The organism is Acidovorax sp. HDW3 (assembly GCF_011303755.1).
GTDB lineage: Bacteria > Pseudomonadota > Gammaproteobacteria > Burkholderiales > Burkholderiaceae_C > Paenacidovorax.
This window is the reverse complement of record NZ_CP049885.1, coordinates 1,292,118-1,312,441: the sequence shown is the minus strand read 5'-3', so window position 1 is coordinate 1,312,441 and position 20,324 is coordinate 1,292,118. Positions and strand designations below refer to the sequence as shown.

General features: G+C 62.1%; 11 protein-coding genes and 5 pseudogenes. 4 read left to right on the top strand and 12 right to left on the bottom strand.

The window, feature by feature from the left end; all coding sequences use genetic code 11:
* Positions 1–127: 127 nt before the first annotated feature.
* Positions 128–1,063 (top strand): DMT family transporter, encoded by a 936-nt coding sequence (locus tag G7045_RS05875; RefSeq protein ID WP_240919285.1) that lies wholly within the window; start codon positions 128–130, stop codon positions 1,061–1,063.
* 70 nt (positions 1,064–1,133) lie between these two features.
* Here G7045_RS05875 and lpdA (G7045_RS05870) read toward each other — a convergent pair whose 3' ends face one another.
* The 6 genes and pseudogenes from lpdA (G7045_RS05870) to G7045_RS05845 all read right to left on the bottom strand — a co-directional run.
* A complete protein-coding gene (gene lpdA, locus G7045_RS05870; protein ID WP_166158617.1) occupies positions 1,134–2,963 on the bottom strand; it encodes a dihydrolipoyl dehydrogenase in 1,830 nt (609 codons plus the stop codon).
* A 13-nt stretch (positions 2,964–2,976) separates the two neighbouring features.
* Positions 2,977–3,510 (bottom strand): annotated as a pseudogene (locus G7045_RS05865) (2-oxo acid dehydrogenase subunit E2); the annotation flags it as partial.
* 56 nt (positions 3,511–3,566) lie between these two features.
* A pseudogene (locus tag G7045_RS14825) lies at positions 3,567–3,995 on the bottom strand (GspE/PulE family protein); the annotation flags it as partial.
* Between the two features lie 537 nt (positions 3,996–4,532).
* Positions 4,533–4,931: a hypothetical protein gene (locus G7045_RS05855; RefSeq protein ID WP_166158611.1), complete on the bottom strand. Its 399-nt coding sequence runs from the start codon at positions 4,929–4,931 to the stop codon at positions 4,533–4,535.
* A 7-nt stretch (positions 4,932–4,938) separates the two neighbouring features.
* The gene (locus G7045_RS05850) at positions 4,939–5,706 is read right to left on the bottom strand and encodes a hypothetical protein (RefSeq protein WP_166158608.1); all 768 of its coding nucleotides are present in this window, start codon (positions 5,704–5,706) and stop codon (positions 4,939–4,941) included.
* Between the two features lie 210 nt (positions 5,707–5,916).
* Positions 5,917–6,583: pseudogene (locus tag G7045_RS05845) on the bottom strand (IS91-like element ISPps1 family transposase); the annotation flags it as partial.
* Between the two features lie 149 nt (positions 6,584–6,732).
* On the opposite strand from G7045_RS05845, the pseudogene G7045_RS05840 reads away from it, so the two are divergent.
* A pseudogene (locus G7045_RS05840) lies at positions 6,733–6,831 on the top strand (IS5/IS1182 family transposase); the annotation flags it as partial.
* Between the two features lie 99 nt (positions 6,832–6,930).
* Here the strand turns inward: G7045_RS05840 and G7045_RS05835 are convergent.
* From G7045_RS05835 to aceE, 6 genes and pseudogenes are all read right to left on the bottom strand, one after another.
* On the bottom strand, positions 6,931–7,434 hold the full coding sequence (locus tag G7045_RS05835) for a hypothetical protein (RefSeq protein ID WP_205737245.1): 504 nt from the start codon (positions 7,432–7,434) through the stop codon (positions 6,931–6,933).
* A 26-nt stretch (positions 7,435–7,460) separates the two neighbouring features.
* Complete coding sequence (locus G7045_RS05830) at positions 7,461–8,585, bottom strand: hypothetical protein (RefSeq protein WP_166158605.1); 1,125 nt, start codon at positions 8,583–8,585, stop codon at positions 7,461–7,463.
* Between the two features lie 334 nt (positions 8,586–8,919).
* Positions 8,920–10,468: pseudogene (locus tag G7045_RS05825) on the bottom strand (IS91 family transposase).
* 108 nt (positions 10,469–10,576) lie between these two features.
* Positions 10,577–12,436: a dihydrolipoyl dehydrogenase gene (gene lpdA, locus G7045_RS05820; RefSeq protein ID WP_166158602.1), complete on the bottom strand. Its 1,860-nt coding sequence runs from the start codon at positions 12,434–12,436 to the stop codon at positions 10,577–10,579.
* A gap of 13 nt (positions 12,437–12,449) precedes the next feature.
* Complete coding sequence (gene aceF, locus G7045_RS05815; RefSeq protein ID WP_166158599.1) at positions 12,450–14,126, bottom strand: dihydrolipoyllysine-residue acetyltransferase; 1,677 nt, start codon at positions 14,124–14,126, stop codon at positions 12,450–12,452.
* 18 nt (positions 14,127–14,144) lie between these two features.
* A complete protein-coding gene (gene aceE / locus G7045_RS05810; protein ID WP_166158596.1) occupies positions 14,145–16,865 on the bottom strand; it encodes a pyruvate dehydrogenase (acetyl-transferring), homodimeric type in 2,721 nt (906 codons plus the stop codon).
* Between the two features lie 200 nt (positions 16,866–17,065).
* Here aceE and G7045_RS05805 point away from each other — a divergent pair, with 200 nt between their 5' ends.
* Positions 17,066–19,615, top strand: a complete 2,550-nt coding sequence (locus G7045_RS05805; protein ID WP_166158593.1) for a PAS domain S-box protein — start codon at positions 17,066–17,068, stop codon at positions 19,613–19,615.
* On the top strand, positions 19,612–20,238 hold the full coding sequence (locus G7045_RS05800; protein WP_166158590.1) for a response regulator transcription factor: 627 nt from the start codon (positions 19,612–19,614) through the stop codon (positions 20,236–20,238). The genes G7045_RS05805 and G7045_RS05800 overlap by 4 nt, the downstream gene beginning before the upstream one ends.
* The last annotated feature ends 86 nt before the right edge of the window (positions 20,239–20,324 follow it).

Genomic DNA, 20,324 nt, shown 5'->3' with positions numbered 1-20,324 from the left:
CGTAAACCTTCCAAACAAAATGGCCGCAGCGCCATGTACAGCAAGCGCAACCAGCTATTTAAACCATAGCATAGGGCCAAACCGGCGCCCGCTGCAAACCCCGCTGGGGCGCAGGAAAATAGTACGCTTGCACATCATTTCCCTGCCCATGCCCTGGAAACACTGGTCCGCCGAACGCATCGGCCTGGCCCTGGCCGCCCTGGCGGCGCTGGGTTTTTCGTTCAAGGCGATTTTCGTCAAGCTCGCCTACGCCGTGCCGCAGGCGCAGGCGGTCGATGCCGTGACCCTGCTGGCGCTGCGCATGGCGCTGTCACTGCCGGTGTTTGCCTGGGTCGGCTGGCGGGCCGGGCGCACGCTGGCACCGCTGACGCCGCGCGACTGGCTGGCAGTGCTGGCGCTGGGCCTGCTCGGTTACTACGGCGCCAGCATTCTGGACTTCATGGGCCTGCAGTACATCAGCGCCAGCCTGGAGCGGCTGATTCTTTTTACCTACCCCACGCTCACGCTGCTGCTCGGTGTGCTGTTCCTGGGCCAGCGCACCACGCGCGCCCAGGTCGTGGCGCTGCTGCTGTCCTACCTCGGCATTGGCCTGGCCTTTGCGCACGACCTGCGGGTGGCGGGCGACCTGCACAGCGTGCTGCTGGGCGCGGCGCTGGTGCTGGGCTCGGCCCTGTCCTACGCCTTCTACCAGGCGGGCAGCGAGCCGGCCATCGCCCGCCTGGGCGCGGCGCGCTTTACGGCCCTGGCGCTGCTGGTCTCGACCCTGGCGACGCTGCTGCACTTTGCCCTGCGCCAGCCCCTGGCCGCCTTGCGCCAGCCGGCGCCGGTGTACCTGTATGCCCTGGGCATGGCGATTTTCTCCACCGTGCTGCCGGTGTTCATGACCTCGGCCGCCATCCGGCGCATCGGTGCGGCACGCACGGCGCTGATCGGCACCCTGGGGCCGGTGTTGACGATTTTCTTCAGCGCCGGCCTGCTCGACGAACCGCTGTCGCCCGCACAGCTGCTCGGTGCCGCCCTGGTCGTAGGCGGGGTGGTGCTCATCGGGCGCAGCAAGGCTTGAGGATAAAAAAAGCCGCGCAAGCCTTTCTCAGCTTGCGCGGCCAGCTCTTAAAAAAAGAGCAGATGGCGCTTTAGCGGCGTGCCGGCGGCACGTCGGTACAGCTGCCGTGCGCCACTTCGGCGGCCATGCCTATGCTCTCGCCCAGCGTCGGGTGCGGGTGGATGGTCTTGCCGATGTCCACAGCATCGGCGCCCATTTCGATCGCCAGGGCGATCTCGCCGATCATGTCGCCCGCGTGCGTGCCGACGATGCCGCCGCCCAGGATCTTGCCGTGGCCGTGCGCTTCGGGGCTGTCGTCGAACAGCAGCTTGGTGAAGCCTTCGTCACGCCCATTGGCAATGGCGCGGCCCGAGGCCGCCCAGGGGAACAGGCCCTTCTTGACCTTGATGCCCTGCGCCTTGGCCTGGTCTTCGGTCAGGCCCACCCAGGCCACTTCGGGGTCGGTGTAGGCCACGCTGGGGATGACGCGGGCGTTGAAGGCGCTGCTGGCCAGTTCCTTGTTGCCCTGCAGTTCACCGGCGATGACTTCGGCTGCCACATGCGCCTCATGCACCGCCTTGTGCGCCAGCATGGGCTGGCCGACGATGTCGCCGATGGCGAAGATGTGGGGCACGTTGGTGCGCATCTGGATGTCGACGTTGATGAAGCCACGGTCTGTGACGGCGACACCAGCCTTGTCGGCAGCGATCTTCTTGCCGTTGGGCGTGCGGCCCACGGCCTGCAGCACGAGGTCGTAGGTGCCTTCGGACTTGGTGCCGTCCAGCCCCTCGAACTGCACCTGGATGCCTTCGGGCGTGGCCTGGGCGCCCACGGTCTTGGTCTTGAGCAGGATGTTGTCGAAGCGGTGCTTGTTCATCTTCTCCCAGACCTTGACCAGATCGCGGTCCGCGCCCTGCATCAGGCCGTCCATCATCTCGACCACGTCCAGGCGGGCGCCCAGCGTGCTGTACACCGTGCCCATTTCCAGGCCGATGATGCCGCCGCCGACGATGAGCATCTTTTGGGGCACGCCCTGCAGCGCCAGTGCGCCGGTGGAGTCCACGACGCGCGGATCGTCGGGCATGAAGGGCAGGCGCACGGCCTGGCTGCCAGCGGCGATGATGGCCTTCTTGAACGCCACCACCTTTTTGCTGCCGGTTTTGTCCTGGCCGGTGCCGGTGGTTTCTTCCACCTCAAGGTGGTTGGCACCGACGAAGGCACCGTAGCCACGCACGATGGTGACCTTGCGCATCTTGGCCATCTGGCCCAGGCCGCCGGTGAGCTTGGCGATGACCTTTTCCTTGTGGCCGCGCAAGGTGTCCACATTGACCTGGGGCGCGCCAAAGTCAATCCCTGCTGCCGAGAGGTGCGCCACTTCATCCATCACCGCCGCCACATGCAGCAGAGCCTTGCTGGGAATGCAGCCCACGTTGAGGCACACGCCGCCCAACTGGGCGTAGCGCTCCACCAGCACCACCTTCAGACCCAGGTCGGCGGCGCGGAACGCGGCACTGTAGCCGCCGGGGCCGCCGCCCAGCACCAGCACGTCGCAGTCCAGTTCGGCGCTGCCAGTGTAGCTGGATGCTTCTATTTTGATAGCTGCTTGCGCAGCACTGACGGGCGCTGGAGCCGTATTTTGCTCAATTTTTTGAGTGGCGGCGGGTGCGGGTGCCGACACCTCACCAGCCACCTCCAGCGTCAGCAACACGCTGCCCATGGCGACCTTGTCGCCCAGCTTCACCTTGAGCTCCTTGACCACGCCCGCGTGGCTGGAGGGAATTTCCATGGAGGCCTTGTCGGACTCCACGGTGACCAGGCTTTGCTCGGCGCGGATGGTGTCGCCCACCTTGACGAGCACCTCGATCACGCCCACTTCGTCGAAGTCGCCGATGTCGGGGACTTGGATATCGATCACTGCCATGTTCATGTTCCTTTCACAGCAGGATGCGGCGGTAGTCCGCCAGGATTTGGCCCAGGTACACGTTGAAGCGTGCAGCGGCAGCGCCGTCGATGACGCGGTGATCCCAGGTGAGCGACAGCGGCAGCATGAGGCGCGGCACAAACTGCTTGCCGTCCCACACGGGCTCCATCTGGCTCTTGCACACGCCCAGAATGGCCACCTCGGGCGCGTTGATGATGGGCGTGAAGTAGCGCCCGCCAATGCCGCCCAGGCTGGAGATGGTGAAGCAGGCGCCGCTCATGTCGGCCGGGCCCAGCTTGCCGTCTCTGGCCTTCTTGGCCAGCTCGCTCATTTCCTGGCTGATCTGGAAGATGCCTTTCTTGTCTGCGTCCTTCAGCACGGGAACCACCAGGCCATTGGGCGTATCCGCCGCAAAGCCGATATGGAAGTACTGCTTGTACACCAGGCTGTCGCCGTCCAGGCTGCTATTGAAGTCGGGGAACTTCTTGAGCGCGGCCACGCAGGCCTTGATGAGGAACGCGAGCATGGTGACCTTGATACCGCTCTTGCATACAGCGTGGTGGTTTTACCCGAACCGGTAGGGCCGGTGACCAGGATGATGCCGTGGGGTTTCTTCACCACGTCTTCCATCAAACGCTGATCACGCGGGCTCATGCCCAAGTGGGTCAGGGTCAGACGCCCGGCCTGCTTATCCAGCAACCGCAACACCACCCGCTCGCCGTTGGCCGAAGGCAACGTCGACACCCGCACATCCACCTCACGCCCGCCCACCCGCAGCGAAATACGCCCATCCTGCGGCACCCGCTTCTCCGCGATATCCAGCTTGGCCATCACCTTGATCCGCGACACCAACAAGCCGGCCAACTCCCGACGCGGCTGCACCATCTCGCGCAAAATACCGTCGATACGAAAGCGCACCACCAAGCGTTTCTCAAAGGTCTCCACATGGATGTCCGACGCGTTTTCCTTCACCGCCTCGGAGAGAATGGCGTTGATCAAACGAATGATCGGCGCATCATCCTCCTGCTCCATCAAGTCTTCGGTTTCCGGCAAGCGTTCCGCCAGGCTGGCCAAATCCATATCGTCACCCAGGCCCTCCACCATCTGCATGGCCGCGGAAGAATCCTGCTGATACGCCTCGCTCAACGCCTGATCAAACGCCGCGCCATCCACCTCCACCACATCCAACGCCTGCCCAGCAAAGCGCAACGCCTCCCCCACCGCCATCAACGACGCGCCAGGGCGAAACACCACCCGCACACCGTCCTCGCCCACCTGCAACAACACCCCATGGCGCTTAGCAAACGCAAACGGCAAACGCCGCACCACCACCGGGTCGGCAGGGGTGTCGAGAGGAGAGAGAGAAAGGGGAACCGACATTGCACAATCCATGTGAAAACAGCGACGGGAACACGGGCCAATGCAGCCCGGAAACAGCGCCAGACGGGGGCTGGCTAAGTGCTGGCAATTAAATCACAGGTTTGGGGGGGAATTGGTGCGGGAGTGCGCAGGGAATGGGTGCCGTTCGGCGGGAGTTACACCTGAGCTGAGTTTGGTACGGAGCAGCGTTTACCGCTCCACATACTCACAGTCGATACTGTCGGCAGTAACGATACAGCGATAAATTTCTTCGTCGCCGTAAACCTCGCCTTTCAGGTTCTGTAATCCAAACAAATCGAATAGCTGCAACACATCCTGAAGAAAGCTCTCGGCATAACCATACCCTTCCCAACCCCAGCGAAAATCGCCATTGGTTTCGCTAACTTCGATCAGAGAAAAGAACAAGCCCAGATGGTCATCTAGTAGCGCGCTGAAGAGGCCGTCAGCAACTTCACCAAACTCCGCGAACATTCCCTCAATGACGTACGGGGCGCTGCGTTTCTGGACGCTTATCAAGATACGCTTGAGTTCTGGGTAGTACTCCGAAACGATAGACCCAGTTACAACGATTACGTACTCAGTGGACATCACAGGCTCACTTTTTGAAAGCCGACCATATATCTATAAATAATTTTGGCGCAGTACCGGACTCCAGGTCTTCACGAATGCCCTCTACAAACTTAACACGCGGGCCGTGGTCGCACTTTAATTTGCGTGGAACCTTATAAGAACAAATTATTTTAATGAGCTCTTTAAAAAGCCGACTAAAAACTATCGTAGAGTTTGGATACCAACCGACTTTCTCCGCGACAAAAAAGAATTTTTTATCCCTAAACTCAAGCGGCGCACCATCAAGAACTTTATAAAAAAATGACTTGCCAGCGGCAAACTTACTATCAGCAAAACCGGACGCATCCCACTCCTCTTCATACTCTCCAGTCAACCAAGCGATAACATTTTTCAGCCAACTATCAATAAAAAGATTTTCTCTATCCGCCTTTAGATTTTCAAAACCTAAAAACTCCGAAAGCTTCAGCTGTTTTTCAATACTCATTCCCGAATACTGAAAATCCCGTTGCCAAAGATAATCTAAATTTTCAGAAACCCATGTATCCAGAAGCTCTTGACTTTGGCGCGGCTCGCCCTTTTCATCAATACGGATCGAGCGCTTACTGCGAATCACCTGCCAATTTTCGACTGTCTGAAGAGGGTGAAAAAAAAGCTCCACAGCCACAATATAATCTTCTGGATTTTCATCAACCACTCCAGAAAATAAATCCTCAAGCTTCTTCAACTGAGCTCGGCGGCACCAATCAAAGTAGTTTTTATCCAGCATCCGTTGCCAAAGCTCTGTACGTGTCATATTTGAATCAATCCAATATATCAAACGGATAGGAAATTCAACCGCATGAGGCCAAGTATGGCACGAGTTTTGGGCCTCGAAACACGTTCGGCCAAGGAAGGTTGAGCGCTCGCTTGCCGCTCAATGGCAAGAGCTTGGGAGGCAGTATGCATTTGGGCCTGGCGCGCGCAGCTGCTTCCCCGCAGCGATGGATACCGCCGCTTCACTGGGTCACCAATTGACGCGCTGGTCTACCTCGTCGGGTTGAGCTGCCAGATCCCAATCCGGCTCGCCTTGCGCACCATCATCCACCGGCGCGTCGCAGCCCTCCCACAGCGGTGGCCCGCGTGCCGGGGTGATGTGCGGGGGGGGCAGACTCCACCCCGATGTGGTTCAGGATGTGGCGGATTTCGGCGCTGTGGGTGATGAAGGCAATGATGCGCATCTGCCCACCGCACATGGGGCACAGCAGCGGAAATGCCTCGTAGATGCGGGCAATCAGCACCGTCCACAAGTAATGCGCCGCTCGCTTCGGGCGTGCTTCAGGTTCGGGTGTGGGTGTGGCCGCGTTGCCCGGCGCCGCCACCCCAGGTACGCCCGCGCCAGGTTGTGCAGTCTCCACCGTGGCTGGTTGCGACGCAGCAGGCTGAGCCAGCGCCGTTACCGCCGCTCTCAGCGGCGAGTTTGGTGCCAGCACACCAAAGTAGCGGTGCCGGTGGGTGCGTGGCGGTGGCACCAGCGCGGCGATGCGGTCGATCAGCTCCAGCGGTGTGAGGTGCAGCTCATCTGCCTTGGCACCACGCTTGTCACTGGTGGGCTCGCTGCGCTGTTTGGCACAGCGGTACACCAGTTTGCTTCCCTCTTTGCGTAGGCGCTCCATGGAAAACGGTGGACGCGGGCTTTGTTGCACAAAACACTCTTCTTTCAGATTGCCGCCTTCAGCGAAAGATTCTTGCTTCTATAGTGACGCAATATTTTTCTGAATTACGATACTTTTCAGCGGCTTTGTTGCACAAAGCCAGTCCGCTGAGCTGGTAGCCTCGAGACATGAGTGAACCGAAGGGGTCCAAGGCCCGCTACAAGACCACCAACTGGGCAGAGTACAACGCCGCGCTCAAAGCCCGAGGGTCGCTGACAATCTGGCTGGGCTTTGTTGCACAAAACACTCTTCTTTCAGATTGCCGCCTTCAGCGAAAGATTCTTGCTTCTATAGTGACGCAATATTTTTCTGAATTACGATACTTTTCAGCAAGGAATTTTATTTGTGCAACAAAGCCCTTCGTCGTAATAAAGCTGGTGGCAAAGATCGAGAAACGCTTCCAGCGCTGGCTTATCTTCTTTCGCGTAAGGCCATACCAAAAGCACTCCACGCGTGGGCGTACAGGCCAACAGTGACGGCGACTGGGCAATGGCGTGAGCTTCCTGCAAACGTTCCGGCAACAGCAAGCATTCGGCCGCGTTGAAGTCTCCGCCGAAGACCAAGACGTTTTTCAACGTGTCGGTTTCGTCCACATGCTGCCAGTCAACAGCACTCAAGCGCTGGCGTAACGATGCAAACGCAGAGGCCTGAATTTCGGAAAGAGACTGTTGGTTGGTTTCGGTGGCAGGCACAAAGGCTACGGTTTCGCCTTGGTCTATCGCATAGGCTATCGCGGGCGCCATAGCGGGCACCGAGGCAAAGGCCGTATTCAACGGGGAAAACAACAGCCCCCGTTGCGTAGCCTGCTCTGCCCATTCGGCAGACTTCAACAGGGGCGTTACTACCGACATAGTGATCAGCTCGGTCGATGAGGAGACAAGTAGGGCTTCTTCCATCTAAAACATTGGAGATCCCCAGACGGGTGGGTATATACCACCCAGTTGTCGCCAAGCTCAATGCCGCTGGCCATGGTGCCGGCGGAGGCCTGCCAGATTTCTTCACCGGTGAACTTGTCCCAAGCCTTGGCGCGGGCGTCTTCAATGCCAAAAAGCAGGTCGCCCTCAGTATTGATAACGGTGACTTCAGAACTCGAATGTTTAACCCAAGCAAGCTGCATGTCCGTGCCCGAGACAGCAACGTACATCATGAAAGATCGCGACCTGGCGTTTGAAATGACGAAGCCATCGCGCGCCGCGCTTATCTTGTATGCGTAAGCGTCACCATTAATATGTCCGCTGGAAAGTAGGTTTTGGAAAGCCTCCAATTCAACGTAATTGAACTCTGCAACCATCTTATTCAGTTCCAGGTCTACAAGAAGCACCGAGTTTCCGGCTAAAACAAAAAGCATGCTCTCATACCTGACAACATGCTTTTTAATTGGCCACTGGCCAATACGATACTTCTCCAGATCCAACTCAAGCAGCATGGTCTGTGTTTTAAGGCAATAAACACAAAATGCCATACGCGAGCTGCTGAAACCGTAAAAATACTGGTCGGTGGCTGGAAGATAAAACTCAAGATCCAGCGGGAGATGCCCCGCCAGCTCATAGTCGCGCACCACATCCAAGCCCTGACTATAACTGTGCATCTCGAAAGACCTGTACACAGCTTGATCGTAGATGAAACATTTTCCTGACTCCGACCACTCAGGATTGGCCTGCGCTACATACTCGCTGTACAGAAACTGCTTGGTCGTCAAATCGAAAATTTCAGGACGCTTACCAAACATATAAAGCTGGTCATTTTTGCAGAAAAAGGGTCGAAATAATGTCACGCCGCTTTGTGTATATATATAAGGAACACAACCCTCTTCACCATCAAACTCACTCAACTTGAACTCACGGATAAACGCTATTTCTTCGTTATTTGAAGGCGCATGCAAAACATACAAGGAGTCGTTTCGCATCGTCGCAGAAATATAGCCACTATAATCTTGCACCAATCGATGCACCGCTTTCTTGGCTGGCAATCCAACAGTCACTTAGTCACCTTCGAAGTCAATGGCACAATAAGTTCTGGAACGGATAGGAAATTCAACCGCATGAGGCCAAGTATGGCACGAGTTTTGGGCCTCGAAACACGTTCGGCCAAGGAAGGTTGAGCGCTCGCTTGCCGCTCAATGGCAAGAGCTTGGGAGGCAGTAACCGCATGAGGCCAAGTATGGCACGAGTTTTGGGCCTCGAAACACGTTCGGCCAAGGAAGGTTGAGCGCTCGCTTGCCGCTCAATGGCAAGAGCTTGGGAGGCAGTATGCATTTGGGCCTGGCGCGCGCGCAGCTGCTTCCCCGCAGCGATGGATACCGCCGCTTCACTGGGTCACCAATTGACGCGCTGGTCTACCTCGTCGGGTTGAGCTGCCAGATCCCAATCCGGCTCGGTTTGCGCCCCGTCATCCATCTGCGCATCACTACAGTCATCCCACAGCGGTGGCCCGCGCGCCGGGGAGATGCGGGGTGGCTCTGAATCTGCCCCGATGTGGTCCAGGATGTGCCGGATGTCAGCGCTGTGCGTAATGAACGCGATGATGCGCATATGCCCGCCACACAGCGGACACAAGAGGGGGAACACCTCGTAGATGCGGGCGATCAGCACCGCCCACAGGTAGTGCGCTGCACGCTTGGGCAGCACCGGCTCGCTCTGGGATGGCAGCGCGCTGCTCATCGGTACCACACCAGGCGCGCACTCCCCCGTGCTGATCGACGCGCCCAGCACGGGAGCGGCTTGCGCCGGTGTCGCCAGCGCCGTCACCGCAGCCCTGAGCGGCGAGTTGGGTGCCAACACGCCAAAATAGCGGTGCCGGTGGGTGCGTGGCGGGGGGAACCAGCGCGGCAATGCGGTCGATCAGCTCCAGCGGTGTGAGGTGCAGCTCATCAACCTTGGCACCGCGCTTGTCGCTGGTGGGTTCGCTGCGCTGCTTGCCGCAGCGGTACACCAGTTTGCTTCCCTCTTTGCGCAGCCTGTCCATCGCAAAGGGTGGGCGGGCGCAATAGCGCAAGAGCCGCTCAAGGCCTGGACGGTCGTGGGATTCAATGCACACCCCGGCATCCACCGAGAAACCGCTGTGTTTGTACCCCAGCATCTCTTTTGCCTCGAAGTTCTCCAGCAGCCCACGGCCCACAAAGGCGCGCAGGATACGTTTTTGCAGTGTGGTCTGCACTTGTGCCACGGGTGTCGCATCGATGCCGGTGGCAGGGTGGAATACGACACCTGACGCAGAGACTTGCATTGCGGCATCAGCGCTGCCCTCGCCTGCCACCTCCTCAAACACCCCGTCCACCACACAGACGTGGAAGTGGACGTGTTCGTTCAGGCTGGAGCCGAACCTGTGGATGAAGGCCACTGCGCCGATGTGCAGGCTTTCCTTGTCTGCATTGGCCGCGCCAATGCAGTGCGCCTGCAGGCTTTGCGCAATCACCCGCAGGAAGATGCGCAGCACCATATTGAGCACTGGCCCGTCGCGCTGCATGAAGTAACGAAGCCGCTTGGGAACCGACAGCACCCACTGGCGCACCGGCAGGCGGGGGAATACGTGATCGTTCAGGTGCGCTGCTGTCTCCACCATGCGCCGGGTGGTGCACGAGGGGCAGACTCCCCGGCCTTTGCAGGAGAAGGCTACAAAGTAGTCGTGCCCACAGTCGCCGCAGCGAGCGCGGGCAAAGCCATGGGCAAAGATGCCGCACTCAAGATACTTGGCAAACGCTTTGCGCACGAAGGGCTTGGGGGTGTGGTGGTCGCCCTGGCCGTCGAACTGACCCGCGCTGGCCAACTCTAGCCAGGTCTCGTAGTGCTCGGCTACCGTTTGGTAGAGCAGCGTGCGTTCGGGGTGGCGTGGGTTGTAGAGCTTGGGCTTGGAAGTGGCTGACATGAATACTGTACAAATGCACAGTATTCTGCGGCGATTGTTTGGGTACGCAAAGCACAAGGCCCGAACCGTCGCCAGTTCGGGCCTTGTCAGGGTAGCTTGGCTGCGGACTTACTTGCGCGCAGGCGGCACATCCGTGCAGCTGCCATGCGCCACTTCCGCCGCCATGCCAATGCTCTCGCCCAGCGTGGGGTGCGGGTGGATGGTCTTGCCGATGTCGACAGCGTCCGCACCCATCTCGATGGCCAGGGCGATCTCGCCGATCATGTCGCCCGCGTGGGTGCCGACGATGCCACCGCCCAGGATCTTGCCGTGGCCCCGGCCAGCATGGCCGTCTCCTGATCCTGCTTCGGGGCTGTCGTCGAACAGCAGCTTGGTGAAGCCTTCGTCACGCCCATTGGCAATGGCGCGGCCCGAGGCCGCCCAGGGGAACAGGCCCTTTTTGACCTTGATGCCCTGCGCCTTGGCCTGGTCTTCGGTCAGGCCGACCCAGGCGACTTCGGGGTCGGTGTAGGCCACGCTGGGGATCACGCGGGCGTTGAAGGCGGCGCTGGCCAGTTCCTTGTTGCCCTGCAATTCGCCCGCGATAACCTCGGCCGCGACATGCGCCTCGTGCACCGCCTTGTGCGCCAGCATGGGCTGGCCGACGATGTCGCCGATGGCGAAGATGTGCGCCGCGTTGGTGCGCATCTGGATGTCCACGGGGATGAAGCCACGGTCGGTGACGGCCACGCCAGCCTTGTCGGCAGCGATCTTCTTGCCGTTGGGCGTGCGGCCCACGGCCTGCAGCACGAGGTCGTAGGTGCCTTCGGACTTGGTGCCGTCCAGCCCCTCGAACTGCACCTTGATGCCTTCGGGCGTGGCCTGGGCGCCCACGGTCTTGGTCTTGAGCAGGATGTTGTCGAAGCGGTGCTTGTTCATCTTCTCCCAGACCTTGACCAGATCGCGGTCCGCACCCTGCATCAGGCCGTCCATCATCTCGACCACGTCCAGGCGTGCGCCCAGCGTGCTGTACACCGTGCCCATTTCCAGGCCGATGATGCCGCCGCCGACGATGAGCATCTTTTGGGGTACGCCCTGCAGCGCCAGTGCGCCGGTGGAGTCCACCACACGCGGGTCGTCGGGCATGAAGGGCAGGCGCACGGCCTGGCTGCCGGCGGCGATGATGGCGTTCTTGAACTGCACCACCTGGGTGGCGCCGGTTTTCTCCTGCCCGGCCCCGCTGGTTTCTTCCACCTGCAGCTGGTGGCTGCCGACAAAGCTGCCGTAGCCGCGCACCACCGTCACCTTGCGCATCTTGGCCATCTGGCCCAGGCCGCCGGTGAGCTTGGCGATGACCTTTTCCTTGTGGCCGCGCAGTTGGTCTATGTGGACTTCGGGGGCACCAAATTTGACGCCCGCGACTTCGAGGTGCTTGACCTCATCGACCACCGCCGCGACGTGCAAGAGCGCCTTGGACGGGATGCAGCCCACGTTCAGGCACACGCCGCCAAGCTGCGCGTAGCGCTCGACCAACACCACCTTCAGGCCCAGGTCGGCAGCGCGAAACGCCGCCGAATAGCCGCCGGGGCCGCCGCCGAGCACCAGTACGTCGCACTCCATATCGACAGCGCCAGCATAGCCACCTGCTACAAAAACAGGAGCTGCTTGCGCTTGACTGGCTTGTGTTTCAATGGGTTTTGTATCTGAAACCGTCTGTAGACCAGCGCAAGCAGCTCCTTTTTCAGGAGCGGCACTGGTTTCCAGCACCAGCACCACGCTGCCCTCGCGCACCTTGTCGCCGAGCTTGACCTTGAGTTCGCGCACCACGCCCGCGTGGCTGCTGGGGATTTCCATCGAGGCTTTGTCGCTCTCGACGGTGATCAGGCTTTGCTCGACGGCGACGCTGTCGCCGGGCTGCACCAGAATTTCAATCACGCCGACCTCGGCAAAGTCGCCGATGTCGGGCACCTGGATGTCCATCACTGCCATGGCGGTGTCTCCTTTACAGCAGGATGCGGCGGTAGTCCGCCAGCACGGCGCCCAGGTAGGCGTTGAAGCGCGCGGCAGCCGCGCCGTCGATGACGCGGTGGTCGTACGACAGCGAGAGCGGCAGCATCAGGCGCGGGGCGAATTTCTCGCGCTCGGCGTCCCACACCGGCTTCATCGCGCTCTTGGACAGGCCCAGGATGGCGACCTCGGGCGCGTTGATGATGGGCGTGAAATGCGTGCCGCCAATGCCGCCCAGCGAACTGATCGACATGCAGCCGCCCTGCATGTCGGCGGCGCCGAGCTTGCCATCGCGCGCCTTTTTGGCCAGCTCGGCCATCTCGGCGCTGATTTGCAAAATGCCCTTCTGGTCAGCGTCCTTGAGCACCGGCACCACCAGGCCATTGGGCGTATCGGCGGCAAAACCGATGTGGAAGTACTGCTTGTAGACCAGCGTGTCGCCATCCAGGCTGGCGTTGAACTCGGGGAATTTTTTCAAGGCCGCGACCACCGCCTTGATGACGAAGGCCAGCATCGTCACCTTGGTGCCGCTCTTGGCGTTCTCAGCGTTGGTTGCCACGCGGAAGGCTTCGAGCGCGGTGATGTCGGCCTCGTCGTTGTTGGTGACGTGCGGAATCATCACCCAGTTGCGGTGCAGGTTGGCGCCGCTGATCTTCTTGATGCGACTCAAATCCTTGCGCTCGACGGTGCCGAACTTGGCAAAGTCCACCTTGGGCCAGGGCAGCACATCCAGGCCCACGCCCGTGCTCCCCCCCGTGCTGGACGGTGCCGGGGCCTTGGCCGCCTGCGCCTGGGTTTGCACGCTGCCGGCCATGACCCGCTGGGTGAACGCGGCCACGTCCTCCTGCGTGATACGGCCCTTGGGGCCGGTGCCCGGCACCTCGGCCAGGGGCACGCCCAGCTCGCGCGCGAACTTGCGCACGCTGGGGCTGGCGTGCGGCAGCTGGCCCGTGGGCGCTGCCGTGGGGTTGTGCGCGGCGGCGGCCTGGGCGGGCGCGGGCGCTATCGGAGCAGCAGCAGCGGCCACGGGGGCTGCCACAGGCACAGCCACGGGCGCGGGGGCCGAGGCGGGAGCCGCGCCCTCGACGATGGCCACCAGGTCGCCGATGTTGATCTTGTCGCCCAGCTGGACCTTGAGCTCCTGGAGCACGCCGGCCACGGGCGAGGGGATTTCCATCGACGCCTTGTCCGACTCGACGGTGAACAGCGACTGTTCGACCTTGAGCGGCTGCCCCACCTGGGCCAGCAGCTCGATCACGGCCACGTCCTTGAAGTCGCCAATGTCGGGCACGCGCACCTCGATGCGGCTGCCAGCGGCCACCACGGCGGGGGCCACCGCAGGGGCTGCAGGGGCTGCAGGCGCTACAACTTGTGTAGCTGCTTGCGCAGTATTGGCGGGCGCTGGAGCCGGTTTTTGCTCAGGAGCAGCATCCTGCGCCGTCTCCAGCTCGGCAATCACGCTGCCTTGGCGCACCTTGTCGCCCAGCTGCACGGTGAGCGCACGCACGATGCCCGCGTGGCTCGACGGAATTTCCATCGACGCCTTGTCGGATTCAACGGTGATGAGCGACTGCTCGGCGGCGACGCTATCGCCGGGCTTGACGAGCAGCTCGATCACGCCGACGGTGTCAAAGTCCCCGATGTCGGGCACCTGGATTTGGATCAATGCCATGGTGTCTCTCCCTGGTTCTTAGGCGTGCAGCGGGTTGATCTTGTCGGCATCGATGCCGTACTTGGCGATGGCCTGGGCCACCCGCTCCATCGGCAGCTTGCCCTCGTCGGCCAGGCTCTTGAGTGCGGCGACGACGATGTAGTGGCGGTTGATCTCGAAGTGCTCGCGCAGGCGGTAGCGGAAATCGCTGCGGCCAAAGCCGTCCGTGCCCAGCACCTTGTAGCTGCGGCCCTTGGGCAGGAAGGGGCGGATCTGCTCGGCGTAGGCCTTCATGTAGTCGGTCGAGGCGATCACCGGGCCGGCGTGCGCCGCCAGCTGCTGCGTGACGAAGGGCACGCGCGGCGCGGCCAGCGGGTGCAGCAGGCTCCAGCGCTCGGCGTCCTGGCCCTCGCGCGTGAGTTCGTTGAAGCTGGTGCAGCTCCAGACGTCAGCGCCGATCTGCCACTCTTTTTCCAGAATCTCCTGCGCTGCCAGCGCCTCGCGCAAGATCGAGCCCGAGCCCAGCAGCTGCACGCGCATACCACTTTGCGGTACCTTCTGCCCGCTCTTGCACAGGTACATGCCCTGCAGGATCTGTGCCTCGGTGCCCGCAGTGAGGCCGGGCATGGCGTAGTTTTCATTCAGCAAGGTGATGTAGTAATACACGTTCTCTTGCTGCTCCACCATGCGCTTCAAACCTGCCTGCATGATGACGGCGACCTCGTGCGCGAACGTGGGGTCGTAGCTGACGCAGTTGGGAATGGTGCCCGCCAGGATGTGGCTGTGCCCGTCCTCGTGCTGCAGGCCCTCGCCGTTCAAGGTGGTGCGCCCGCTGGTGCCACCCAGGATGAAGCCGCGCGCCTGCATGTCGCCAGCGGCCCAGGCAAAGTCGCCAAAGCGCTGGAAGCCGAACATCGAGTAGTAGACGAAGAACGGGATCATGATGCGGTTGTTCGTCGAGTACGACGTGGCCGCCGCAATCCACGAGCACATGCCGCCCGCTTCGTTGATGCCCTCTTGCAGGATCTGGCCGTTCTCCTGCTCCTTGTAGTACATCACCTGGTCGCGATCCACCGGCGTGTAGCGCTGGCCCAGCGGGTTGTAGATGCCGATCTGGCGGAACAGCCCCTCCATGCCGAAGGTGCGCGCCTCGTCCACCAGGATGGGCACCACGCGCGGGCCCAGCGCCTTGTCGCGCAAGAGCTGCGTCAAAAAGCGCACGTACGCCTGGGTGGTGCTGATCTCGCGGCCTTCGGCCGTCGGGTCGAGGATGGTCTGGAAGGTGTCGAGCGCCGGCACGGTGAACTGCTCATCCGCCTTCTGCCGGCGGTGCGGCAGGTAGCCGCCCAGGGCCTGGCGGCGCTCGTGCAGGTAGCGCATCTCGGGCGTATCGTCGGCGGGCTTGTAGTAGGGCAGCTTGTCGAGCTCGCTGTCGGGAATCGGGATGTTGAAGCGGTCGCGGATGTATTTGATGTCTTCGTCCGCCAGCTTCTTGGTCTGGTGCACGGTGTTCTTGGCTTCGCCGGCCTTGCCCATGCCGTAGCCCTTGACGGTTTTCACCAGCAGCACCGTCGGCTGGCCCTGGTGCGCGTTGGCGGCGTGAAAGGCCGCGTACACCTTCTCGGGCTCGTGCCCGCCCCGGCGCAGCTCCCAGATTTCCTCATCGCTCATGTGCTCGACCAGCTTGGCCGTCTCGGGGTACTTGCCAAAGAAATGCTGGCGCAGGTAGGCGCCATCCATGGCGCGGAAGGTCTGGTAGTCGCCGTCGAGCGTCTCCATCATCAACTGCTTGAGGCGGCCTGTCTTGTCGCGGCGCAGCAGTTCGTCCCAGCCCTTGCCCCACAAGAGCTTGATGACGTGCCAGCCGGCGCCCCGGAAGTCGCCTTCGAGCTCCTGGATGATCTTGCCGTTGCCGCGCACCGGGCCGTCCAGGCGCTGCAGGTTGCAGTTGATGACGAAGATGAGGTTGTCGAGGTTCTCGCGCGCCGCCAGGCTGATGGCGCCCTTGCTCTCGGGCTCGTCCATCTCGCCGTCGCCCAGGAACACCCAGACTTTGCGGTTGTCGGTCTTGGCGATGCCGCGCGCGTGCAGGTACTTGAGAAAGCGCGCCTGGTAGATCGCCATCATCGGCCCCAGGCCCATGCTGACGGTGGGGAACTGCCAGAAGCCCGGCATCAGCTTGGGGTGCGGGTAGCTCGACAGCCCCTTGCCACCCACTTCCTGGCGGAAGTTCTCCAGTTGTTCTTCGCTGATGCGCCCTTCGAGGTAGGCGCGGGCGTAGATGCCGGGCGCGCTGTGGCCCTGGAAATAGATGCAGTCGCCGCCGTGCTCTTCGCTCTCGGCGTGCCAGAAGTGGTTGAAGCCTGCGCCCCACATGCTGGCGAGCGAGGCGAACGAGCCAATGTGCCCGCCCAGGTCGCCGCCGTCGTGCGGGTGCAGGCGGTTGGCGCGCACCACCATGGCCATGGCGTTCCAGCGCATGTAGGCGCGCAGGCGCTTTTCAATGGCGATGTTGCCGGGGCAGCGCGCCTCTTGTTCGGGCTCTATGGTGTTGACATAGCCGGTATTGGCCGAGAACGGCAGGTCGATGCTGCTCTGGCGCGCCTGCTCCAGCAGCTGCTCAAGCAAGAAATGCGCGCGCTCCGGGCCCTCCTTGTCGATAACGGCGGACAGCGCGTCCAGCCATTCACGGGTCTCCTGGGCGTCCTGGTCGATAGCGCTCAAAGCGGCGCCGGGTTGCTGCTCGGGTTGTTGAGCCATGTCGTGTCTCCTGTGGGTCGCTGGTACGGCGGGGCCGGGTGGCAGATTACCCCCTGCGCCAGGATAGGGCCAGGGGGATGGTGCGCAAGTTTCGCACACATTTTCATCATTTCAAATCGCGCCACTTGATTTTATTATGTGAAATTTAATCCATTTTCCCTCCATTTCATTGCGCAGCCCCTCCCCTACACTAGCGCTCCATGCAGCCCACCCCCCTGGATCCCGACACCCTCCCCGAGCCCCCGACGCGCCGCCTCTGGGTGCGCTGGTGGCGCAGCCTCTCGCCCGTGCGCCAAGATCGTTTTGCCGCTCTGGCACCGCTGGCAGCGGTGCTGATGTTTCTGGCGGCCATCCTGACGGCGTTCTGGTACCTGCGCACAGAGGAGCTCGACCGCGAGCAAGAAGCCCTCAAGCGCGACGTCGAGTACGCGCAGCAGCGCGTGCGCCTGCGCCTGCTCGAACGCCAGGAGCAGCTCATGCGCATCGCGCGCGATCTGTCGAACAAGGACCTGAACCTGGCCGACTTCGTCAACCGCAGCGAAGACCTCATCAGCCAATACCCCGAGCTGCAAGCCATCACCTGGGTCGATCAGCACCGGCGCGTGCGCGCCAGCCAGGCCGCACCCACGGTGGCCAGCCAGCAGCTGCGCCTGCCCGGTGAGGTGCTGCACAGCGACGCCACCGCACAACTCTTTGCCCAGGCGCGCGACCTGCAGCAGCCTGTGTACTCGCAGCCCGAGCGCCAAAACGACGACTCCACCCCCCTGCTGCAGTTGCAGGTGCCACTGTCCACACGCGGACAGTTCGCCGGCGTGCTGCTGGCCGAATACTCGATCGACAACCTGCTGCGCTACGGCACGCCCACCGAGGTGCTGGCGCGCTACGCCCTGACCCTGCTCGACAGCCACCGCCACGTGCTCGCCGGCCAGCCGCTGACGCCGCGCAGCCCGCCGCAGTGGTGGGCCTTCTGGCGCACGCGCACCAACGCCTACGAGGCCCCTGTCTCGCCCATGGGCAGCCACCTGGTGCTGCGCGCGCAGGCGTACCGCACCTCGCTGGGCGTGGTTGGCAGCGGCCTGTTCTGGCTGGTGGGCACCTTGAGCGTCATGACCTCCTGGCTCTTGATTGCCACCTGGCGCCACACGCGCCGGCGGATGCGCACGCAAGAGGCCCTGGTGGCCGAAACCAACTTTCGCCGCGCCATGGAAAACTCGGTGCTCACCGGGATGCGCGCCCTCGATCTGCAGGGGCGCATCACCTACGTCAACGCCGCTTTTTGCCAGATGACGGGCTGGACCGAGGCCGAGCTGGTGGGCCAGCTGCCGCCCTACTCCTACTGGCCCGAGCACGACCACGAGAACCTGCACGCCAAGCTGCGCGAGGAGCTCTCGGGCAAGACCATTCCCGGCGGCTTTCAGGTGCGCGTGCGCCGCAGAAATGGCGCGCTGTTCGACGCCCGGCTGTACGTCTCGCCGCTGATCGACGCGCACGGCCAGCAGACGGGCTGGATGACCTCGATGACCGACATCACCGAGCCCAACCGTATCCGCGAGCAGCTCTCGGCCTCGCACGAGCGCTTCACCATCGTGCTCGAAGCGCTCGACGCCTCCGTCTCCGTCGCCCCCCTGGGCAGCCAGGAGCTGCTGTTTGCCAACAAGCTCTACCGCCAGTGGTTTGGCTCGCACACCGGCGGCCACCTGCAGCTCGTCGCCCAGGCCGGGCGCCCCAGCAGCAGTAGCAGCGACAGCGGCGACGACGAGGATGCCCTCATGGGCCTGCCCACCGACAGCCTGACGAGCGCGCACAGCGAGAACGCCGAAATCTACCTGCCCGAACTCGCCAAGTGGCTGGAGGTGCGCTCGCGCTACCTCAGCTGGGTCGATGGCCGCCTGGCGCAGATGGTGATTGCCACCGACATCACCGCGCGCCGCCTGGCGCAGGAGCAAGCCGGGCGCCATGCCGAGCGCGCGCAGTCCATCAGCCGCCTGATCACCATGGGCGAGATGGCATCGAGCGTGGCGCACGAGCTCAACCAGCCGCTGACCGCCATCAGCAACTACTGCAGCGGCATGATCTCGCGCGCCAACAGCGGCCAGCTGACGCAAGAGGCGCTGCTGACGGCGCTGCAAAAAACCAGCCACCAGGCGATCCGCGCCGGGCAGATCATCCAGCGCATCCGCGCCTTCGTGAAACGGAGCGAGCCCAACCGCCAGCTCTCGGACGTGGCGAACATGGTGAGCGAGGCCGTGGAGCTGGCCGACATCGAACTGCGCCGGCACAACGTGCGCCTGACACATTACGTCGCGGCGCGCCTGCCGCCGGTGATGGCCGACGCCATCTTGATCGAGCAGGTGCTCATCAACCTGATGAAAAACGGCGCCGAGGCGATCGAGAACGCACAGCGCCCGCCGGCGCAGCGCAGCGTCGAGCTGCGCGTGGTGCCGCGCCAGGTGGAGGAGCGCGCGGTGGTCGAATTCACCGTGCAGGACACAGGCCGGGGTTTGGCGCCCGAAGTGCTCGAACGCCTGTTCGAAGCCTTCTTCTCCACCAAGAGCGAAGGCATGGGCATGGGCCTCAATTTATGCCGCAGCATCGTCGAGTCGCACCAGGGCCGGATGCAGGCGGAGAACCTCTACAATGGCCCCGAGGTCATTGGCTGCCGCTTCTCCTTCTGGCTGCCTCTTGGCACCAGCGCCATGACCACTGCTCCTTCTATTGCAGACACCCCAACCCCCAGGACCGAGGCATGAGTTTGATTCCGAAAAAAGGCACTGTTTACGTGGTGGACGACGATGAGGCCGTCCGTGATTCGCTGCAATGGTTGCTCGAAGGCAAAGACTATCGCGTACGCTGCTTCGACTCGGCTGAAACCTTTCTCTCACGCTACGAGCCGCGCGAAATCGCCTGCCTGATCGTCGATATCCGCATGGGCGGCATGACCGGCCTGGAGCTGCAAGACCGCCTGATCGAGCGCAAGTCGCCCCTGCCCATCGTCTTCATCACCGGCCACGGCGACGTGCCCATGGCCGTGAACACCATGAAGAAAGGCGCGCTCGACTTCATTCAAAAACCCTTCAACGAAGAAGAGCTGCTGGGCCTGGTCGAACGAATGCTCGACCGTGCACGCGAAGCCTTCACCGGCCAGCAGCAGGCGGCCAACCGCGACGCCCTGCTCTCCAAGCTCACCGGGCGCGAATCGCAGGTGCTCGAACGCATCGTTGCCGGGCGCCTGAACAAACAAATCGCCGACGACCTGGGCATCAGCATCAAAACCGTCGAAGCGCACCGCGCCAACATCATGGAAAAACTCGGCGCCAACACGGTGGCCGACCTGCTCAAGATCGCCCTTGGCCCAACGGCTGCCAAAGCCTGACCCCCCAGGCCAACGCTCTTGTTTTTATAGCTGCCAGCGCTTGCCCCACAAGCGCTGGCTTTGTTTTTAGCCCTTATCTATCGTCC